Here is an 18,934-nt window from a genome sequence, read left to right as displayed (position 1 = left end):
CGCAACAGCAAGCTGGTCTCTGAATTTCCGCCAGCGGTAAATATTTCAGGTCATCCTCACATCGTCTAAATATAAATCACTTTTCGGGTATTAACGCCCAGTAACTTTGCTTTTTTATGTTTTTTGTAACCGCTTTTGCAAAGAAATGTAATCAACGCAAAGGTTGTGTAAAGGCCGGAACTGATTAGCACAAATGGTGCTCCCACCGTGGAAATAACTGTGCTCGCCATTTAAACGGCGACCACGCATCATCATTTATGTAAAGGATTTCCCCTTCTATGCAAGCAACCTTCTTACATCTCCCTGTTCGGTTTTACGTTATCGCTTTTTTAGCACTGGCGCTAACCGCCTGTGGCGATTCAGACAGTGAAGACACCGAATACTCATACGCTTATCTGCAGTTTTACAATGCCTCGGCCAACGGTGCGAATATTGAAATGCGCGAAGTGGACGGCAGCAGTTTTGGTAGCGCTCAGTTTGGTGACGCGACCACGCTTTTTTCTCTGGAAGAAGGCGATATTGAGCTGGAATTTGTACGCACCGACGCAGACGATCAGGAAGTATTGATAGACACGCTCACTGTGACAATAAATGAAGGCGAGAAAACCCTGATGGTATTGAGTGGTGACTTCGATGCGCCTTCCATTACCCGCTACAGCTTTAAACGGGAGGAGCTGGACGAGCACTTTCGTTTGTTCACGGTAGGACTAATGACGCAGGAAACCTATTTTGATGTCTATATGAGTGAGTCAGGCGACCCGTTCGAAGCAGCAGAATTTGTAGGCACCGCGGATAACGCCTCTTTGACAGAAATGGTGTTCTGGGACGGTGACAGCGACAGTGATGATTTTGATTCAGACGAGTACACATTGTACCTGACCGAACCCGGCGCAACAGATGTGGTGTTTGAGTCACAAACGATAGACTTCTTGTACGATACCGAATACGTACTGGCGGTCAGAGATATCAGCGGGGCGATAAAAAATGGTATGACGGTGGACATGGTGCTCAACTCTACCAGTGTAACCGCCATTACCGATGTAGACGCGGCATCACAGTACCGGGTTTACAATGCCACCAGTGCGCCGCTGACTATTACCCTGGGAGGAAACACGGATGAAGAAGACCAGCAGTTTACACTTGCGCCGGATTCCCTGTCTGAATTTACTGCTATCCGATACGGTGACTACCGAATATCTGCTGAGTCAGAAGATGCCTCTATTGGTGCGCTAAACAACAAACTCGTAACGCTCAATCAGAGTGAGAGTAAGGCTATCCTGTTATATCAGACTTCAGACGCGCTGAATGCAGCGACATTTATAGAGAGCAGCTTGCCGCAGACATACGACAAAACGGTAAACTTCATTAATCTGAGTCCTGATATTGACGATCTTGACGTGTATATGGTGCGCAACGATGAAACCATCGATACTGCCCAGTACAGCGTTCAGAACCTGTCTCCAGCAGAAAGCACAAGCGACATTTTGCCACCCGACTACTATGAGGTCATCGCAGTGTATGAAGATGACAATGGGGAGCAAACCTTGCTTGACCGTACCCCATTGATTGGCTTCAATGAAGAGCAGAATTATATTGTAACGCTTGAGCCCGCTAACACACCTACCGGCTACGAAATAGCAATTCTGCATTAATTGCCCGGCACCGCTCTGCGGTGCCAGTCTCCCTGGAAAAAGCATTACCAGGCATTCTCTAGACCAATGAATAATAGTAATGTACAGATATGCACGCCATACTCTGTTTATTGCAAACGGACGGTCGTCAATCAGGGACTACATGCGGGTCATTGAACAGCTGCACCATATTTCGTCGGATCACAGAATGACGTTTGAGGGGAGACTCAAACGTCTTCTCGATCTTGGTTGTGAACTGCTCGGTATGGAAGTGGGCGTCGTGGGCTATGTTGTGTCGGAGCGCTTTTGGGTATTAAAAGCGGTCGGTGCTGACAACCTGTTAAAAGATGGCGATGATTTTCCGATGGAAGGCAACTATTGCTCTGAAGCGTATTATGCTGATGGAATTCTGGCGTACGATAATATATTGGAAGATGTCAGTAAGATTGATCCCAGCTTCAAGAGTTTTCCAATGCGTTCGTATATCGCCATGCCTTATTTTGTTGACGGACATCGTTATGGCACCCTGAATTTCGCATCGGTATATCCAAGAGAACAACCCTTTTCATCACTCGCTTACGATTATATAGCTTTGTTGTCAGCCTGGGTAAGCACAGAACTCTCACGAAAGCTGGCGATATCTGCCCTTATCAGCAACCAGCAAGAGCTAAAAAACCAGAATGCGCTGTTTAAGCAGGTAAACGATTTAACCGGCGTGGGAACCTGGAAACTTGACGTTGAAAGCCTTGCTGTAGAGTGGTCATCCTCATTGCGAAAGATTTTTGGCATGGGCCCACACGATCCAATAGGTGTTGAAGATGTGCTGGCATTTATCGCCAATGACGATGTACGTGAATATTATAAAAAAGAGTTCTGGCGAGCGGCGCTGGCTGGACAAGACTGGACGCTGGAGTTCGAGGTTCTTACCTTGCACGGGCACCGTCGTTGGGTGGAGTCACGTAGTCATCCTGTCATGGAAAAAGGCAAGTGCGTGAAGATTATTGGTGCCACGCTGGATATTACTGAGCGGGTTATGACCAAACTGCGTTTGGAGGAAGAAAAACGGGTAGCCTCTGAAGCACTGGAGGCGCGCAGTATGTTTTTTGCAAATATGAGCCACGAGATACGTACGCCAATTCACGGCGTACTGGGGATGTTGGAGGCGCTTGATAATACCCAAATGGACCGCCAGCAGCGGCGTTTTTGCGAAGTGGCATCTCAGTCTGCAAAAGCATTGCTGGATATTGTCAACGATGTGCTGGACTTTTCGAAGATTGATGCCGGAGAAATGCGGTTCGAAGAAATAAGCTTTAGCATTTCTGAAATGGTGGAGAAGGTGGTCAGTATGTTTTTGGGCCCGCTCAAGAAAAAGCAACTGACGTTGACACTCAACACCCATGACCTCGAAGGCGAATGGTTAGTCGGTGATCCGGTCAGACTGACGCAGATCCTGATTAACCTGGTTAATAATGCGATTAAATTCACTGAGTCCGGCGGTATTACCATTGCGGTGAACTGTGAGACACAGGCCACTGGCGGTGTGGTGTTAAAACTGGCGGTCAGTGACACTGGGGTGGGCATTGACAAAGAAAAGCAGGCCAGCATATTCAACCCTTTCCATCAGGTTGAGAAAAGCACCCAGCGCAAATACGGTGGAACGGGTCTGGGACTTGCCATCGTTGCGCAAATTGTTTCCCATTATAAGGGGGAGTTAAGCGTCGAAAGCGAGCCGGGTGAAGGCGCCACGTTTACGGTTGCATTACCATTAAAAACCGGTGAAGCACCACCGCCGTCGCCGGACGCCGACCAACCGAGGCAACTCGCCGGCAATGGCTTATCCATTGTCGCGCTGGTGGTAGAAGACAACCAGATAAACCAACTCGTCATAGGCGAGCAACTGGCTCAATTGGGAGTGCAGTATGAACTTGCCGAAAATGGCGCTGAAGGCGTGCAAAAAATGGAGCACGCATTAACCACAGACCGTTGTTATGATATCGTCCTTATGGATTGTCAGATGCCAGTTATGGATGGCTATCAGGCGTGTCGCACTATTCGAAAGATGGGGGCAGAGGCGGCAAGAATACCCATAATTGCACTGACTGCGAATGCGTTGGCAGATGAACGCGGAAATAGCATTGCCGCCGGAATGAACGACTTTCTGACCAAACCCTTATCCATTGACCGGTTGGCTGCATGTATGCGAATGCACTTAATTCAGGCGCTTAGCAAAAACGCCACTTAACCCGGATGCTTAGCAAAAGCACATAGCAAGGCGGCGATGTTGACTGAGTTTGCCGCTGAATATCGCCTTCTTCTCATCGTTTAAAAATAATTCACTTTCCGGGTATCGTCGCCCAATCATTTCTGTTATCATTTCGCGCCCTTTTTATGGGGGTATGTATATAAAAGCATCAATTTGATGCTTTTAGCAGCTGAAACGACTCGGGAGAGTCTTAATTAATAGCGGAGCACTAACATGATCCAAATGCAAACTAACCTGGACGTTGCAGATAACAGCGGCGCTCGCAGGGTTCAGTGTATTAAGGTTCTTGGTGGCTCGCATCGCCGTTATGCAGGTATCGGTGACATCATCAAAATTACCGTTAAGGAAGCAATTCCGCGCGGTAAGGTTAAAAAAGGTGACGTACTGAACGCAGTGGTGGTGCGTACTAGAAAAGGCGTTCGTCGTGCAGATGGTTCAACTATCCGCTTCGATAAAAACGCAGCTGTATTGTTAAATGCTAACAATCAGCCAATTGGTACGCGTATCTTTGGACCGGTAACCCGTGAGCTGAGAAGTGAAAACTTCATGAAAATCATCTCACTGGCCCCAGAGGTACTATAAGGAGTCACGATAATGGCTAATAAAATTCGTCGTGATGATGAAGTAGTCGTATTAGCGGGTAAAGACAAAGGCAAACAAGGCAAAGTCCTGAAAGTGCTGACCTCTGAAGACCGCGTAGTTGTAGAAGGCGTAAATCTCGTCAAGAAACACCAGAAGCCTAACCCTCAGCTGGGTGAAGCGGGCGGTATCATTGAAAGAGAAGCTTCTATTCACGTTTCTAATGTCGCGATTGTTAACCCGGCAACGGGCAAAGCGGATCGCGTTGGTTTCCGTGTTGAAGACGAGAAGAAAGTTCGTTTCTTCAAGTCTAACGGTGAACTTGTTTAATTAATTGGAGAGTACGATGGCGAAACTGCATGATTTCTATAAAGAAACAGTAGTAGCTGAACTTGCGAAGCAGTTCGGGTACAAAAGCGTCATGCAAGTCCCTCGGATTGAAAAAATCACCCTGAACATGGGTCTGGGTGAAGCAGTTGCTGACAAGAAGATCCTTGAGAATGCTCAAGCTGACATGGCGGCTATCGCCGGTCAGAAACCTGTTGTCACAGTTGCACGAAAATCAGTAGCGGGTTTCAAAATCCGTGAAGGTTATCCGATTGGCTGTAAAGTAACCCTGCGCGGCGAGCGTATGTGGGAATTCTTCGAGCGTTTGGTTTCAATCGCTATCCCGCGTGTTCGCGACTTCCGTGGTTTGAATCCTAAGTCATTCGACGGTCGTGGTAACTACAGCATGGGCGTGCGTGAGCAAATCATCTTCCCTGAAATCGATTTCGATAAAGTGGATAAAGTTCGTGGTATGGATATTACTATCACTACCAGCGCGGACTCTGATGATGAAGCACGTGCTCTGCTGACCGCGTTTAACTTCCCATTCAGAAAATAAGGGGTGTAGGGTTATGGCAAAAGAATCAATGAAGGCTCGTGAAGTCAAGCGTCAGAAGCTAGCTGCAAAGTATGCTGAAAAACGCGCTTCACTAAAGGCAACTATCAGCGATGTTAACGCTTCTGATGAAGAGCGTTGGGACGCTGTCATGAAGCTACAACAACTGCCACGTGACTCGAGCAAATCTCGTCAGCAAAACCGCTGCCGGATTACTGGTCGTCCACATGGTTACCTACGCAAATTTGGTCTTAGCCGCATTAAACTGCGTGAAGCAGCAATGCGCGGTGAAGTCCCTGGCCTGAAAAAAGCCAGCTGGTAAGGAGTAGCTGATATGAGCATGCAAGATCCTATCGCGGATATGTTTACCCGCATCCGTAACGGCCAGATGGCACAGAAAGTGTCTGTAACCATGCCGTCTTCTAAACTGCGTCAGTCTATCTGTGCAGTACTGAAGGCTGAAGGTTACATCACAGATTTCGCTGTTTCTGGTGACGTTAAGCCTGTTTTGGAAGTAGAACTTAAGTACTTCGAAGGCAAGCAAGTAATTGACACAATCGAACGTGTTAGCCGCCCTGGTCTGCGCATCTATAAGAAAAAAGATGAGCTGCCAAAAGTTATGGGTGGTCTGGGCGTAGCAATCGTGTCGACTTCTAAAGGTGTGATGACTGACCGTGCAGCGCGTAACGCTGGCATGGGCGGTGAGATCATCGGTTATGTAGCGTAATCGGAGGAGTTGAAATGTCACGAGTAGCAAAAGCCCCGGTAGACATCGCATCAGGTGTAGAAATTACTATCTCTGGTCAGGATGTTACCGTTAAAGGTAAAAATGGCACTTTGGCACGCACATTCAACGAAGCCGTTGAAGTGGTTCAGGAAGACAATCAGGTTAAAGCACTGCCTCGCGAAGGTTTTGCGGAAGCCTGGGCACAAGCAGGTACTGTACGTGCGCTTCTGAACAGCATGATTCAAGGTGTGACAGAAGGTTTCGAGAAAAAGCTTCAGTTAAACGGTGTTGGTTACCGTGCGCAAGCACAGGGTAACAAACTGAACCTGACGCTGGGTTTCTCACACCCTGTAGTTTACGAGATGCCTGAGGGCGTCACAGTTGAAACTCCTAGCCAAACTGAAATCGTCGTCAAAGGCGCCGATAAGCAGGTGGTAGGACAGGTTGCGGCGAATATCCGTGGCTACCGTCCACCAGAGCCTTACAAAGGTAAAGGTGTACGTTATGCTGACGAATACGTTCGTCGTAAAGAAGCTAAGAAAAAGTAGGTGGGTGATACGATGGATAAAAACACAGCTCGCTTGCGCCGCGCGACACGTGCGCGCGCAAAAATTCGTGAACTGGCCGCGCATCGCTTGGTTGTAAACCGTACACCTCGCCACATCTATGCTCAGCTTATCGCGCCTAGCGGTGCTGAAGTATTGGCAGCGGCTTCTACTGTTGAGAAAGATCTTGCAAAAGATCTGAAATCTACAGGTAACACTGAAGCAGCGGCGACAATCGGTAAAGCAATCGCAGAGCGTGCAATCGAGAAAGGCATCAAAACTGTCGCTTTCGATCGCAGCGGTTTCAAATACCACGGTCGTGTGAAAGCATTAGCTGATGCAGCTCGCGAAGCTGGTCTTCAGTTCTAGGAGTTTATAATGGCTAAACAAGAAGTTCAGAACGGTGAACTGTTAGAGAAATTGATTGCTGTTAACCGCGTAGCAAAAGTGGTTAAAGGTGGTCGTATCTTCAGTTTCACTGCATTGACAGTAGTGGGTGATGGCAACGGCCGCGTTGGTTTCGGTTACGGTAAAGCACGTGAAGTGCCTGCCGCTATCCAGAAAGCAATGGAAAAGGCACGTCGCAACATGGTGAATGTTGACCTTAACGGTCACACACTGCAGCACCCAATTAAAGGTCGTCACTCTGGCTCTAAGGTTTACATGCAGCCTGCATCAGAAGGTACCGGTATCATCGCCGGCGGTGCAATGCGTGCAGTCCTGGAAGTAGCCGGTGTGCAGAACGTACTTTCAAAATGTTACGGCTCTACAAACCCAATCAACGTTGTTCGCGCAACCATTAACGCGCTGACTGAAATGAACAGCCCAGCGAAAGTTGCAGCGAAGCGTGGATTGTCTGTAGATGAGATTTTGGGGTAATCAGACATGGCAACGATTAAAGTAAAGCAAACGAAAAGTGCAATTGGCCGTCTGCCAAAGCACAAAGCGACGCTGAAAGGCCTAGGCCTTCGTAAAATCAACCATGTCCGTGAACTGGAAGACACCCCAGCTGTACGTGGCATGATCAACCGTGTTTATTACATGGTTGAGGTTGTGGAGGAATAAAAAATGCGTTTAAACGATATTTCTCCTGCACCAGGAGCAAAACACTCAGGTAAGCGTACCGGTCGTGGTATCGGCTCGGGTCTTGGTAAAACAGGTGGCGTAGGTCACAAAGGTCAGAAAAGCCGTGCAGGTGGCCGTGTTAAGCCAGGATTCGAAGGTGGTCAGATGCCTATCCAGCGCCGTCTGCCTAAGTTTGGTTTCACGTCTCGCAAAGCTATGGTTACTGACCAGGTGACGCTGACTGAAATCGCGAAGGTAGAAGGTGATACCGCATCACTTGAAACACTCAAAGCAGCAGGCATCGTTAAGAAAGAGATGCAGTTTGTGAAAGTCGTTAAAAGTGGTGAAGTATCACGCGCGGTAACGGTAAGTGGGTTGAAGGTTACTAAAGGCGCTCGCGAAGCGATTGAAGCTGCTGGCGGTAAAGTAGAGGAATAAGCTAGATGGCTAAACCAGGATTGGATTCAGGCGCTAAAAGCGGCTTGAGTGAGCTGAAATCACGGTTGTTGTTCGTACTCGGTGCGATCGTAGTGTTCAGGTTAGGGTCGTATGTCCCTATCCCTGGTATCGATCCTCAGGTACTGGCACAGCTGTTTGAGCAACAAAAAGGTACCATCGTAGAAATGTTTAACATGTTCTCCGGTGGTGCGCTTGAGCGTGCATCCGTTCTGGCTTTGGGCATTATGCCATACATTACTGCATCCATTATTATGCAGTTGCTCTCGGTGGTTCACCCACCGATGGTAGAGCTTAAAAAAGAAGGTGAGGCAGGACGTAAGAAAATTAGTCAGTACACGCGTTATTTAACGCTGGTGCTGGCGACGTTCCAGTCCATTGGTATTGCCACTGGACTGCCGAACCTGATTAATGGATTGGTGATAAGTCCGGGCTTCGGATTCTACTTTACGGCAGTAGTGAGCCTTGTCACGGGAACTATGTTCCTGATGTGGTTGGGCGAGCAAATTACCGAACGGGGTATTGGTAACGGTATCTCGATATTGATTTTTGCTGGTATTGTTGCCGGTCTGCCAACAGCGATAGGTCAGACCGCGGAACAAGCACGGCAGGGCGACATTAACATGCTGTTCCTGCTGTTGATTGGTGTGATTGTTATTGGTCTCACGTACCTGGTGGTGTTCGTTGAACGTGCACAACGCCGGATTGTGGTGAATTATGCGAAGCGTCAGCAAGGCCGTAAGGTTTATGCCGCGCAAAGCACGCATTTGCCACTGAAAGTGAACATGGCCGGTGTTATACCGCCAATCTTCGCGTCCAGCATCATTCTGTTCCCAGGAACTATCGCAGGATGGTTCGGTCAGAATGAATCAACAGCCTGGTTGCAGGATGTAGCTTTAATGCTGTCTCCTGGTCAGCCGCTGTACGTGATGTTGTACGCCGCTGCGATTATCTTCTTCTGCTTCTTCTACACGGCGTTGGTTTTCAACCCGCGTGATACGGCAGATAACCTGAAGAAATCTGGCGCGTTTATCCCTGGCATCCGCCCGGGTGAGCAAACGTCGCGTTACATCGATAAGGTAATGACTCGTCTTACACTGGCTGGCGCACTGTACATAACCTTTATTTGTTTGGTGCCTGAATTCATGCTGATTGCCTGGAATGTGCCGTTCTACTTCGGTGGTACGTCGCTTCTGATTATTGTGGTGGTCATCATGGACTTTATGGCACAAGTGCAGACGCATTTGATGTCGAGTCAATATGAGTCTGTTCTGAAGAAAGCTAACCTTAAAGGCTACGGCCGCTAAGTTAGCCTACTACGGAGTGATGTAATGAAAGTTCGTGCATCAGTTAAAAAGATTTGCCGTAACTGCAAAGTCATCAAGCGCAACGGTGTTGTGCGTGTGATTTGCACAGAGCCAAAGCATAAGCAACGGCAAGGTTAATCTACGCGGTAAAAAATACGAGCTAAGCTGGCAGAACCTAAAGCACTGCGCTTAAGGTTCTGCTTCCTTACATCAGTATTTTGAACCTTTGTTTGCAATTTAGGCGACGGGTAAGTATCCTAACGGGCTTTTTAGGCCGTCGACCAATAATTAAGAGGAGTGCTGTTAATGGCCCGTATCGCTGGCATTAACATTCCTGAGCACAAGCACGCTGTGATCGCGATTCAGTCGATCTTCGGTGTTGGTGCAACTCGCGCGAAAGCGATTTGTGCTGCTGCTGGTGTTGCAGAAGATACAAAAATTAAAGACTTAGACGAAGCAGCTATTGATAAGCTTCGTGACGAAGTCGGTAAGTTCACTGTTGAAGGTGACTTACGTCGTGAAAATTCCATGAGCATTAAACGTCTGATGGACCTGGGTTGCTTCCGTGGCATTCGCCACCGTCGTAGCTTGCCTCTACGTGGTCAGCGCACTAAAACCAATGCGCGTACCCGTAAAGGTCCTCGTAAACCAATTAAGAAGTAAGCGGGGGTATAAGTTATGGCAAAAGCACCAGCTCGTACAACGCGTAAGCGCGCTAAACGTCAGGTTGCAGACGGAATGGCTCATATCCATGCGTCTTTCAACAATACAATTGTGACTATCACAGATCGTCAGGGCAATGCACTGTCTTGGGCAACGTCTGGTGGGTCAGGTTTCCGTGGTTCACGTAAATCTACGCCTTTCGCTGCACAGGTAGCTGCAGAGCGTGCAGGACTTGCTGCACAAGAATACGGTCTGAAGAACCTTGAAGTGTTCGTTAAAGGTCCAGGTCCAGGCCGTGAGTCTGCGATCCGTGCGCTTAACGCCACTGGTTATAAGATCACAAACATTACCGATGTGACCCCAATTCCTCACAACGGTTGTCGTCCACCGAAAAAACGTCGCGTTTAATCGACGGACAGTTGGAGAAAGATCATGGCAAGATATTTGGGTCCTAAACTCAAACTAAGCCGTCGCGAAGGAACAGACCTGTTCCTAAAAAGCGGCGTTCGCGCAATCGATTCTAAGTGTAAAATCGATACAGCGCCTGGTCAGCACGGTGCCCGTCGTGGCCGTCTGTCTGACTACGGTGTTCAGCTGCGTGAAAAGCAAAAAGTACGTCGTATGTATGGCGTATTGGAAAAGCAATTCCGTAACTACTACAAAGAAGCCGCTCGTATTAAGGGCAACACCGGTGAAAACCTGTTGCAACTTCTTGAGCAGCGTCTTGATAACGTAGTTTATCGGATGGGATTCGCCAGCACCCGTGCAGAAGCACGTCAGCTGGTTAGCCACAAAGCAATCATGGTAAATGGTCAAGTGGTAAACATTCCATCATTTAACGTTACCGCCGAAGACGTGGTTTCTGTTCGTGAAAAAGCGAAAAAGCAGTCGCGTATCGTTGCTGCTTTGGAACTGGCTGACCAACGTGAGAAGCCAACCTGGATTGAAGTCGACAGCTCTAAAATGGAAGGTACGTTCAAGCGTATTCCTGAAAGAGAAGACCTGTCTGCGGATATTAACGAACAGTTGATCGTCGAACTTTACTCTAAGTAAAGCTTAACTAAAGAGGAAGCATTGTGGGTTCTGTGACTGAATTCCTAAAACCGAGATTAGTTGAGATCGAAAACGTCTCTTCTACTCGTGCCAAAGTAACTTTGGAACCACTGGAGCGTGGCTTCGGACACACTCTGGGTAACGCCCTGCGTCGGATCTTACTGTCATCCATGCCAGGATGTGCGGTTACCGAAGCGGAAATCGAAGGCGTACTACACGAGTACAGCACCAAAGAAGGTGTGCAGGAAGACGTCATCGAGATTCTGCTTAATCTGAAAGGTTTAGCGGTTCGCCTTGAAGGCAAGAATGAGGCGACCCTAACTCTAGCGAAATCTGGCGCTGGCCCTGTTGTTGCTGGTGACATTCAGCATGATGGCGATGTGGAAATCGTTAACCCTGATCATGTGATTTGTACCCTGACAGGCGACGCTGAAATCAGCATGCGTATCAAGGTAGAAATGGGTCGCGGTTACGTTCCGGCTTCCGCGCGTCGCTCCTCTGAAGAAGATGATCGTCCCATTGGTCGTTTGTTAGTTGATGCGTCTTACAGCCCGGTAGAGCGTATTGCCTACACTGTTGAAGCTGCGCGTGTTGAACAGCGCACAGACTTGGACAAACTGATTATCGATATGGAAACTAACGGAACGCTGGACCCTGAAGAGGCCATCCGTCGTTCTGCTACCATTCTTGCTGAACAGCTTGATGCGTTCGTTGATTTACGCGACGTGTCTGAGCCCGAAGCGAAAGAAGAGAAGCCAGAATTCGATCCGATTCTGCTTCGCCCAGTTGATGATCTGGAACTGACAGTACGTTCTGCAAACTGTTTGAAAGCAGAAGCTATCCAGTATATTGGTGACCTGGTACAGCGCACCGAGGTTGAGCTACTGAAAACGCCAAACCTTGGTAAGAAATCGCTGACTGAAATCAAAGATGTTCTGGCATCTCGTGGTCTGTCTCTGGGCATGCGCCTGGAAAACTGGCCGCCAGAGAGCATTGCTGAAAAAGAGTAATCAGGTTTATAGCAAACTGATTTGTAGAGAAGGATAAAACTATGCGCCATCGTAAGAGTGGTCGTCAGTTGAATCGCAACAGCAGCCATCGTCAAGCCATGTTCCGTAACATGGCCGGCTCATTGGTCAAGCACGAAGTGATCAAAACGACGTTACCCAAAGCGAAAGAATTACGTCGCGTAATCGAGCCTCTTATCACGCTGGCTAAAGAAGACAGCGTAGCAAACCGTCGCGTAGCTTTTGCTCGCACTGGTGATAAAGAGGTAGTAGGTAAACTGTTCAACGAGCTTGGTCCTCGTTACGAAGCACGCCCAGGCGGTTACACGCGCATTCTGAAATGCGGTTTCCGTGCCGGCGACAATGCCCCTATGGCATACGTTGAACTGGTAGACCGTCCAGAAGTGGAAGCTGTTGAAGAAGCAGAAGACGCTACTGAAGAGTAAGACTCGAGGGTGTGAGTTTCACACCGTCATCCTGAATCAGATTCAGGAACTTGATTAAAAAACCCCGCGCAAGCGGGGTTTTTTGTTATGGGAGTTAAAATCATCTCGTAACATCACTCTGCCATAAATACTGAATTCCAAACGAATCCATCATTCAAAAAATATAGCGGCAACGCTATAATCTCACAGCTAAATTAAAAGGCTAACTCAGAAGAAGGAAACACGAATGAAGCCAGTTGTTCTAGCAGGCGGAAGCGGAAGCCGCTTGTGGCCGAAATCGCGGGCAGCGCTACCAAAACAATTTCTGTCACTTACCTCAGACAGCTCGATGTTGCAAAATACCATAACGCGGCTGCCAAATGCAGAGACAAGCAATCCGATCGTTATTTGTAATGACGCGCACCGGTTTATCGTAGCAGAACAACTGCGTCAGAAAGAGATTGATCATGGTGGCATTCTTCTGGAGCCGGTTGGGCGTAATACCGCCCCGGCAATCGCCCTTGCGGCTTTGCATGCCACCATGTCCGGTGAAGATCCTATCCTTCTTGTGTTGGCTGCCGATCACCTCATTAAAGATGACACTGCATTTCATAATGCAATTGAAAAAGCGCAAACTCTTGCCGAGCAGGGCAAACTGGTAACCTTTGGCATAGTGCCAGACTCCCCACATACCGGTTACGGCTATATCAAATCGGGTGACGAATTGGGACCAGGGTTTGTTGTCTCAGAGTTTGTAGAAAAGCCTGGCCTGGAAACCGCGCAGCAATACGTTTCGAGCGGTAAGTACTTCTGGAACAGCGGCATGTTTATGTTTAAGGCCAGCCGTTACCTGGAGGAGTTGAAAAAGCATCATCCTGAAATGCTGGACGTGTGTAAGCGTGCGATTGATACTGAAACGCCCGATTTAGATTTCATTCGGGTAGATCACGATATTTTTGCGACCTGCCCGGACGACTCTATCGATTACGCAGTAATGGAGAAAACGGACAGTGCGGCCATGGTAACGCTGGATGCAGGCTGGTCCGATGTTGGCAGTTGGTCATCACTGTGGGAAAACAGTGAGAAAGATAAACAGGGCAATGCCACGGTGGGCGACGTATTGCTTGAAAATGTCAGCAACAGCTATGTAAATGCCGAAGAACGTCTGGTCTCGGTTATCGGGCTTGATGACGTGGTGGTGGTTGAAACCAAAGATGCCGTTATGGTGGCTAACCGCAAGGACGACCAGCATATCAAAACGGTGGTAAATAAGCTGAAAGCGGAAAAACGCCCTGAGTTCCAGTTCCACCGCGAGGTTTACCGCCCGTGGGGCAGTTACGATTCTATTGATAACGGCAAGCGTTTTCAGGTAAAGCGCATTTCCGTAAAGCCCGGCGAAAAATTATCGGTGCAGATGCATCATCACCGCGCAGAGCACTGGATAGTGGTGTCAGGCACCGCCAATGTCACCATTGATGAAGAAACCCAGTTAGTGACAGAGAACGAATCGGTTTATATTCCTATCGGGTCTGTGCATGCACTGGAAAACCCCGGCAAAATACCGCTGGAATTAATCGAAGTACAGTCAGGCGCTTATTTAGGCGAAGACGACATTGTGCGCTTTTCTGATCGTTACGGCCGGGTGGAAAAGAAATAATATGGCGACACTAACTTGTTTTAAAGCCTACGATATTCGCGGCGAGCTAAATACACAACTGGACGAAACAGTTGCCTATCGCATTGGTTTTGCGTTTGCGAAAGAAATGCAGGCTAAAAGCGTGGTGGTGGGCTCAGATGTCAGGTTAACCTCAAAGCCGCTTAAGCTCGCGCTTAGCGCCGGCCTGATAGACGGCGGGGCAAGCGTCATAGACTTGGGTGATACCGGCACCGAAGAAATTTACTTTGCGACGAAGCACCTTAAAGCTGACGGTGGTATTGAAGTGACTGCCAGTCATAACCCCATCAACTATAACGGGTTAAAACTGGTGAAAGCAGGCTCTGTCCCCATCAGTGGCGACTCGGGGTTGAATGCCATAAAAGACGCAGCAGAAGCACTGCCAGAAGATACAGTGAACGCTCGGGTTAGCTTTTTTACCGACAGGCAGAACATTGATGCAAAGGACTTCTATAATGGAACTGCGCATATCAAGGTCGACAAGCTAAATGCAACCGGGCAATTCGCAGAAAAAGACGTCACGCACACCTACGCTGAACACATTGTTAGCTATGTGGATGCCACAAATTTCACACCACTAAAAATTGTGGCGAATGTCGGTAATGGCGCGGCTGGAAAAGCGCTGGATGCCATTGAGCAGCAGCTTAACAATAAAAACGTACCGGTAACCTTCACTAAAGTACACCATAAGCCAGATGGCACTTTCCCGAATGGTATACCCAACCCATTATTGCCGGAAAACCGCGCCGATACTGCCAATGCAGTAAGGGAACACAACGCAGATTTTGGTATTGCCTGGGACGGCGACTTCGATCGTTGCTTCTTATTTGATGCCAACGGCGAATTTATCGAGGGCTATTATATTGTTGGCCTGCTTGCCGAAGCCTTTTTAGAAAAAGAGCCGAATGCCCGCATCATCTACGATCCGCGCGTGTACTGGAACACTGAAGATATCATCAATAAACATGATGGCGTGCCAGTGAAATGCAAAACGGGTCATGCCTTTATCAAAGAGCGCATGCGCAAGGAAGATGCGATATACGGCGGCGAAATGAGTGCACACCACTACTTCCGCGATTTTGCCTACTGCGATTCAGGCATGATCCCGTGGCTGTTGATTGCCGAGCTTATTTGCAAGAAGAAGCAATCATTAGCCAGTATGGTTAAAGCGCGTATTGCTGCTTTTCCTTCATCGGGTGAAATAAATAGCAAGGTAGACAACGCAGACGACGCACTCGAGCGCGTGCTTGCACACTACGAGAACAAAGCCATTGCCGTGGACACTACAGATGGTATTGGTCTGGCGTTCGAAAGCTGGCGGTTTAATTTGCGCAAATCTAATACGGAGCCTGTGATTCGATTAAATGTTGAGTCAATCGAGAATATTCCGTTGATGCAGGAAAAAACGGACGCGCTGCTCAAGCTCATTCGTCAATAAACATTACCGCCTTTTAGGGCCTGAAACCTTACCGTCGTTTTGGGGTGAAAAATTACGAACGTTCCGGGCGTGAAAAGTTGTCGTCGTTCCGGGCGTAAAAAATATCGTCGTTCCGGGCTTGGCCCGGAACCTCTAAAAAAAGTCGTTATGAACTTGATTCAAAACCTATCCCAAAACTACCACCCACCCCTATAGAAAGGTATTTTTTTAAGATAAAAAACGTTAAAATATTCGCGATCTTCCCCTTGCAACATGGATTTGTGCAGTATCTCCCACAATGGTAGTTCAAGACTATGCAGTATTCAGTTAGTAGCCGTCGGTTCTGGCAGCTCGTGCTTGTAAAAGCCAAAATGAACCTCAAAGCCGAAGCTGCTCAAAGCCAGCTAAATTACCTCTGGTGGTTGTTAGAGCCCGCTTTGTTTATTGGCGTTTACTACGTGGTATTCGGTATTTTTCTCAACTCCCGGACAGATGACTTTATTGCATTTTTAATATGCGGAAAAATTCCCTTTTTGTGGTTTTCCAGGTCGGTAAGCAATGCTTCAAACTCGCTGGTTGCCGGAGGGGGATTAATGAATCAGATCAATATACCCAAGCTGTTTTTTCCGGTAGTGGTGATTGCACAGGATCTGGTAAAAACCTTTGTGGTGTTTTTACTGATGCTATCGATAATGTGGCTAATGGGCTATATGCCAAATCCGGCATGGTGGGCCATAATCCCAGTTGCTTTAACACAACTCTTGTTTGTTAGTAGCCTTGCAATTCTTTTCTCCGCGCTTGTGCCTTTCCTGCCCGATCTGAAATTCATAGTAGGAACATTTATCATCCTTATGATGTTCGCATCAGGGATCTTTTATGACCCTGCCCAGTTCTTACGGCCAGAGCACCGCGAACTTTTCATGCTAAACCCCTTGGCATATGTTATTAGCGAGTATCGGGCAATCATTATGGAGGGAGAGTTGCCGCAGTGGGCAATGCTGGCACGAACGGCAGTGGTTTCACTCATTGGCTTGGGTATTGCCATTACCATCATTAAAGCGTTCGATTCACGTTATCCAAGACAGGTGTTGCAGTAATGTCAGAGTCTGTATGTTTAGAAGCAAAAAATATCAGCCTAACATTTCGAGCTCGCAGAGGCTTTTTTCGCTATTCCTATCATACTGCGCTTGATAATGTGTCATTTGATATCCGAAAGGGTGAAACAGTAGGCATTGTAGGTAGAAATGGCTGCGGTAAATCTACGTTATTAAAAGTACTGGCTGACATATTAAAGCCCGATGCCGGTGAGCTTGTCAGTCATGTCAACTATGTCAGTTTACAGTCGCTTGCTACTGGTTTTGAGAAGAACTTATCAGGCAGAGATAATGCAATATTGTCAGCTATGTTACTGGGTCATACACTCGAACAGGCTACCGCTGCGTTACCTGATATTTGTGACTTCGCTGAATTGGGTGATAGTTTTGATGAGCCCGTAAAAACTTACAGCTCAGGCATGCGTGCACGATTAGGTTTCTCCACGGCAATGTTAATGCACGCAGATGTACTGCTGGTAGACGAAACCCTTGGTGTGGGAGATTCGCGATTTAAGAAAAAAGCAGAAGCCGCCATCTTGGATAAAATCAACTCTGATCAGACGGTGGTATTTGTCTCTCATCAGAGTAGCCAGGTGGAAAGGCTGTGTAATCGGGCCGTGTGGCTGGAAAAGGGACAAGTGATGGAAGTCGGTGATACAAAAACAGTGTTAAATAATTATCAGGCATTCCTCGCAACCTTGCCAAACCCTCAAAAACGGAAATAACGAAAGATTATGCATAGCACGAAAAAAGCAACCGTACTGGGTTATGTAAACATTCCTCAAAGGGTAACCAGCACGCAACTGGTACAATTAAACCTGCCAGATACATGGCGACAAACGGGCGATGGCAACGTATTCTCAACGATTAAACCGCTGCAAGACCGTAAGTCTAATGTACCTGCTTTGTATAAGTGGTCATCCCACGAGGAAAACGAACAGCAGGTCGAGGTGCCATTATATATTGTCGCCATCCCACCGACCGAGTTTCTGATGTCAGCGCTGCAAACAATTAGCGATGCTCAGGAAATTTCGGAACGATATATAGCCCAATTATTGCGACAATGGGTTGACCTGACCCGGCTGGTTTGTCGCGCTGCATTGCTGTATCAGAAAAATGTTTATTTAATGCTTGATCATGGGGTAACCCCTTCAAAAGCGTTCGTGTCAAAATTGGCGGATAACGATGTAACGTTGCCTGATACCGATACAGACATGGTAGCTGAGCGCGCCATCGTATCAGGAGAAGCTAATGCCCTGGCAAGTTTCCTTCGCGAAAGCATACTTAAAAATGATGAAGTGCATGAATTATGGGAAGAGTTGGTAGCACTAAGCAGATGGCGGCATCCTGATACCGTAATTGCTCCTGAGCCTGTTGAAAAAAGTAAGGTTTCAACGCTGGCACTACTTAATCAGTATCATTACCAACAACTTAAGCTAGTTGCCGCAGAACAACAAATAGCATCCCTTAAGTCAGAGCTTCTCAATAAAGATGAAAAGCTTAGCGAAGCCGACTTGTTATCATTACAGATTGGACAGCTACAGGAAGAATTAGAACAAACCGCCGTTGATGCAAAAGAGAAAGAAGCAACTTATCAACGCAATATTGACAAGCTAACTCAATCTCTTGAAGAGCAAAAAAGTGCTATTAAAACCGCAGAAAAATTAAATAAAGGTAAGCGTAACTCGGCAACAGAAGAAACAGACTTATTGCAGCTGCAAGTGGCACAGTTAAAAGAAGAAGAGTTGGAACACACGTTTCAGGTTGCAAAAACGGACAAAAGTAGAGCTGAAAACCTGGAAGCGCAACTAGCAGGAACTAAAGCGGAGCTTGCTAAAAAACACGAGCAACTAGAGCATGAGCGGAAAAAACAACAAAAGTCCGCTGAACAACTAGCTGCAACAAAAATGAAGCATGATACGACTGACAGTTCTATCGATGAGAACATCATTTCACTGAACGAAGAAAAAGAACTTATGCAACTACAAATTGCTCAGTTGCAGGAAGAGTTGGAATACTATTATCTTGCCTATCAGGCGGAACAGAGAAAACCAGTGCCAAAGAGTGATATTGCAGTACTTGATACTGAAGCGCCCGCGCTTAAGCTAATAAGTCGCATCATTTAACCGCAAATAGAGCAAATA

General features: G+C 47.5%; 24 protein-coding genes. All 24 read left to right on the top strand.

The window, feature by feature from the left end:
• Nucleotides 1–278 precede the first annotated feature (278 nt).
• The 24 genes from IE054_RS07360 to IE054_RS07245 all read left to right on the top strand — a co-directional run bounded on the left by IE054_RS07360 (nt 279) and on the right by IE054_RS07245 (nt 18,916).
• Nucleotides 279–1,652 (top strand): DUF4397 domain-containing protein, encoded by a 1,374-nt coding sequence (locus IE054_RS07360; protein ID WP_189404889.1) that lies wholly within the window; start codon nt 279–281, stop codon nt 1,650–1,652.
• Between the two features lie 79 nt (nt 1,653–1,731).
• Nucleotides 1,732–3,873: an ATP-binding protein gene (locus IE054_RS07355; RefSeq protein WP_189404887.1), complete on the top strand. Its 2,142-nt coding sequence runs from the start codon at nt 1,732–1,734 to the stop codon at nt 3,871–3,873.
• Between the two features lie 234 nt (nt 3,874–4,107).
• Nucleotides 4,108–4,476: a 50S ribosomal protein L14 gene (gene rplN, locus IE054_RS07350; protein WP_189404885.1), complete on the top strand. Its 369-nt coding sequence runs from the start codon at nt 4,108–4,110 to the stop codon at nt 4,474–4,476.
• Between the two features lie 12 nt (nt 4,477–4,488).
• Nucleotides 4,489–4,803 (top strand): 50S ribosomal protein L24, encoded by a 315-nt coding sequence (rplX, locus tag IE054_RS07345; protein WP_189404883.1) that lies wholly within the window; start codon nt 4,489–4,491, stop codon nt 4,801–4,803.
• 16 nt (nt 4,804–4,819) lie between these two features.
• Complete coding sequence (gene rplE / locus IE054_RS07340) at nt 4,820–5,359, top strand: 50S ribosomal protein L5 (RefSeq protein WP_189404881.1); 540 nt, start codon at nt 4,820–4,822, stop codon at nt 5,357–5,359.
• Nucleotides 5,360–5,372: 13 nt separating this feature from the next.
• Nucleotides 5,373–5,678 (top strand): 30S ribosomal protein S14, encoded by a 306-nt coding sequence (gene rpsN / locus IE054_RS07335; protein ID WP_189404879.1) that lies wholly within the window; start codon nt 5,373–5,375, stop codon nt 5,676–5,678.
• Between the two features lie 12 nt (nt 5,679–5,690).
• Nucleotides 5,691–6,083: a 30S ribosomal protein S8 gene (gene rpsH, locus IE054_RS07330; protein WP_189404876.1), complete on the top strand. Its 393-nt coding sequence runs from the start codon at nt 5,691–5,693 to the stop codon at nt 6,081–6,083.
• A 14-nt stretch (nt 6,084–6,097) separates the two neighbouring features.
• A complete protein-coding gene (gene rplF / locus IE054_RS07325) occupies nt 6,098–6,631 on the top strand; it encodes a 50S ribosomal protein L6 (RefSeq protein ID WP_189404874.1) in 534 nt (177 codons plus the stop codon).
• 12 nt (nt 6,632–6,643) lie between these two features.
• On the top strand, nt 6,644–6,997 hold the full coding sequence (rplR, locus tag IE054_RS07320) for a 50S ribosomal protein L18 (RefSeq protein ID WP_189404872.1): 354 nt from the start codon (nt 6,644–6,646) through the stop codon (nt 6,995–6,997).
• Between the two features lie 9 nt (nt 6,998–7,006).
• Nucleotides 7,007–7,507 carry a 30S ribosomal protein S5 gene (gene rpsE / locus IE054_RS07315; protein ID WP_189404870.1) on the top strand — a complete coding sequence of 167 codons (501 nt, stop codon included), beginning with the start codon at nt 7,007–7,009 and terminating at the stop codon, nt 7,505–7,507.
• Nucleotides 7,508–7,513: 6 nt separating this feature from the next.
• Nucleotides 7,514–7,693: a 50S ribosomal protein L30 gene (gene rpmD, locus IE054_RS07310; protein WP_189404868.1), complete on the top strand. Its 180-nt coding sequence runs from the start codon at nt 7,514–7,516 to the stop codon at nt 7,691–7,693.
• Nucleotides 7,694–7,696: 3 nt separating this feature from the next.
• Nucleotides 7,697–8,131: a 50S ribosomal protein L15 gene (gene rplO / locus IE054_RS07305; RefSeq protein WP_189404866.1), complete on the top strand. Its 435-nt coding sequence runs from the start codon at nt 7,697–7,699 to the stop codon at nt 8,129–8,131.
• Nucleotides 8,132–8,136: 5 nt separating this feature from the next.
• Nucleotides 8,137–9,456, top strand: coding sequence for a preprotein translocase subunit SecY (secY, locus tag IE054_RS07300; RefSeq protein WP_189404864.1), 1,320 nt, complete (start codon nt 8,137–8,139; stop codon nt 9,454–9,456).
• Nucleotides 9,457–9,480: 24 nt separating this feature from the next.
• On the top strand, nt 9,481–9,594 hold the full coding sequence (gene rpmJ / locus IE054_RS07295) for a 50S ribosomal protein L36 (RefSeq protein WP_013786217.1): 114 nt from the start codon (nt 9,481–9,483) through the stop codon (nt 9,592–9,594).
• Between the two features lie 168 nt (nt 9,595–9,762).
• Nucleotides 9,763–10,119, top strand: coding sequence for a 30S ribosomal protein S13 (rpsM, locus tag IE054_RS07290; protein WP_189404862.1), 357 nt, complete (start codon nt 9,763–9,765; stop codon nt 10,117–10,119).
• A gap of 15 nt (nt 10,120–10,134) precedes the next feature.
• Complete coding sequence (gene rpsK, locus IE054_RS07285; protein ID WP_189404860.1) at nt 10,135–10,527, top strand: 30S ribosomal protein S11; 393 nt, start codon at nt 10,135–10,137, stop codon at nt 10,525–10,527.
• A 24-nt stretch (nt 10,528–10,551) separates the two neighbouring features.
• Nucleotides 10,552–11,172 (top strand): 30S ribosomal protein S4, encoded by a 621-nt coding sequence (rpsD, locus tag IE054_RS07280; protein ID WP_189404857.1) that lies wholly within the window; start codon nt 10,552–10,554, stop codon nt 11,170–11,172.
• Nucleotides 11,173–11,192: 20 nt separating this feature from the next.
• Nucleotides 11,193–12,182 carry a DNA-directed RNA polymerase subunit alpha gene (locus IE054_RS07275; RefSeq protein WP_189405750.1) on the top strand — a complete coding sequence of 330 codons (990 nt, stop codon included), beginning with the start codon at nt 11,193–11,195 and terminating at the stop codon, nt 12,180–12,182.
• A 41-nt stretch (nt 12,183–12,223) separates the two neighbouring features.
• Nucleotides 12,224–12,625, top strand: a complete 402-nt coding sequence (gene rplQ, locus IE054_RS07270; protein WP_189404850.1) for a 50S ribosomal protein L17 — start codon at nt 12,224–12,226, stop codon at nt 12,623–12,625.
• A gap of 226 nt (nt 12,626–12,851) precedes the next feature.
• Nucleotides 12,852–14,261: a mannose-1-phosphate guanylyltransferase/mannose-6-phosphate isomerase gene (locus IE054_RS07265; protein ID WP_189404848.1), complete on the top strand. Its 1,410-nt coding sequence runs from the start codon at nt 12,852–12,854 to the stop codon at nt 14,259–14,261.
• Between the two features lies 1 nt (nt 14,262).
• Entirely contained in the window at nt 14,263–15,717 is a 1,455-nt protein-coding gene (locus IE054_RS07260) for a phosphohexomutase domain-containing protein (RefSeq protein ID WP_189404846.1), read from the top strand.
• Between the two features lie 293 nt (nt 15,718–16,010).
• The gene (locus tag IE054_RS07255; RefSeq protein ID WP_189404844.1) at nt 16,011–16,793 is read left to right on the top strand and encodes an ABC transporter permease; all 783 of its coding nucleotides are present in this window, start codon (nt 16,011–16,013) and stop codon (nt 16,791–16,793) included.
• Nucleotides 16,793–17,515, top strand: coding sequence for an ABC transporter ATP-binding protein (locus IE054_RS07250; protein WP_189404842.1), 723 nt, complete (start codon nt 16,793–16,795; stop codon nt 17,513–17,515). Before IE054_RS07255 ends, IE054_RS07250 begins: the two co-directional genes overlap by 1 nt.
• Nucleotides 17,516–17,524: 9 nt before the next feature.
• Complete coding sequence (locus IE054_RS07245; RefSeq protein WP_189404840.1) at nt 17,525–18,916, top strand: coiled-coil domain-containing protein; 1,392 nt, start codon at nt 17,525–17,527, stop codon at nt 18,914–18,916.
• Nucleotides 18,917–18,934: the final 18 nt, after the last annotated feature.

The sequence above is a fragment of the Alteromonas halophila genome (assembly GCF_014651815.1).
Taxonomy (GTDB): domain Bacteria; phylum Pseudomonadota; class Gammaproteobacteria; order Enterobacterales; family Alteromonadaceae; genus Alteromonas; species Alteromonas halophila.
The sequence above is the reverse complement of the archived record's forward strand: the minus strand, read 5'-3'. Positions and strand labels throughout refer to the sequence as shown.

Coding starts and splice junctions, on each gene's coding strand:
- IE054_RS07355 (WP_189404887.1), top strand. CDS start 1,732: ATGTACAGATATGCACGCCATACTCTGTTTATTGCAAACGGACGGTCG.
- IE054_RS07255 (WP_189404844.1), top strand. CDS start 16,011: ATGCAGTATTCAGTTAGTAGCCGTCGGTTCTGGCAGCTCGTGCTTGTA.
- rpmJ (WP_013786217.1), top strand. CDS start 9,481: ATGAAAGTTCGTGCATCAGTTAAAAAGATTTGCCGTAACTGCAAAGTC.
- rplX (WP_189404883.1), top strand. CDS start 4,489: ATGGCTAATAAAATTCGTCGTGATGATGAAGTAGTCGTATTAGCGGGT.
- rplQ (WP_189404850.1), top strand. CDS start 12,224: ATGCGCCATCGTAAGAGTGGTCGTCAGTTGAATCGCAACAGCAGCCAT.
- rplN (WP_189404885.1), top strand. CDS start 4,108: ATGATCCAAATGCAAACTAACCTGGACGTTGCAGATAACAGCGGCGCT.
- rplR (WP_189404872.1), top strand. CDS start 6,644: ATGGATAAAAACACAGCTCGCTTGCGCCGCGCGACACGTGCGCGCGCA.
- rplO (WP_189404866.1), top strand. CDS start 7,697: ATGCGTTTAAACGATATTTCTCCTGCACCAGGAGCAAAACACTCAGGT.
- rplE (WP_189404881.1), top strand. CDS start 4,820: ATGGCGAAACTGCATGATTTCTATAAAGAAACAGTAGTAGCTGAACTT.
- rpsH (WP_189404876.1), top strand. CDS start 5,691: ATGAGCATGCAAGATCCTATCGCGGATATGTTTACCCGCATCCGTAAC.
- rpsK (WP_189404860.1), top strand. CDS start 10,135: ATGGCAAAAGCACCAGCTCGTACAACGCGTAAGCGCGCTAAACGTCAG.
- secY (WP_189404864.1), top strand. CDS start 8,137: ATGGCTAAACCAGGATTGGATTCAGGCGCTAAAAGCGGCTTGAGTGAG.
- IE054_RS07260 (WP_189404846.1), top strand. CDS start 14,263: ATGGCGACACTAACTTGTTTTAAAGCCTACGATATTCGCGGCGAGCTA.
- rplF (WP_189404874.1), top strand. CDS start 6,098: ATGTCACGAGTAGCAAAAGCCCCGGTAGACATCGCATCAGGTGTAGAA.
- rpsE (WP_189404870.1), top strand. CDS start 7,007: ATGGCTAAACAAGAAGTTCAGAACGGTGAACTGTTAGAGAAATTGATT.
- rpsN (WP_189404879.1), top strand. CDS start 5,373: ATGGCAAAAGAATCAATGAAGGCTCGTGAAGTCAAGCGTCAGAAGCTA.
- rpsM (WP_189404862.1), top strand. CDS start 9,763: ATGGCCCGTATCGCTGGCATTAACATTCCTGAGCACAAGCACGCTGTG.
- rpsD (WP_189404857.1), top strand. CDS start 10,552: ATGGCAAGATATTTGGGTCCTAAACTCAAACTAAGCCGTCGCGAAGGA.
- IE054_RS07250 (WP_189404842.1), top strand. CDS start 16,793: ATGTCAGAGTCTGTATGTTTAGAAGCAAAAAATATCAGCCTAACATTT.
- rpmD (WP_189404868.1), top strand. CDS start 7,514: ATGGCAACGATTAAAGTAAAGCAAACGAAAAGTGCAATTGGCCGTCTG.
- IE054_RS07360 (WP_189404889.1), top strand. CDS start 279: ATGCAAGCAACCTTCTTACATCTCCCTGTTCGGTTTTACGTTATCGCT.
- IE054_RS07265 (WP_189404848.1), top strand. CDS start 12,852: ATGAAGCCAGTTGTTCTAGCAGGCGGAAGCGGAAGCCGCTTGTGGCCG.
- IE054_RS07245 (WP_189404840.1), top strand. CDS start 17,525: ATGCATAGCACGAAAAAAGCAACCGTACTGGGTTATGTAAACATTCCT.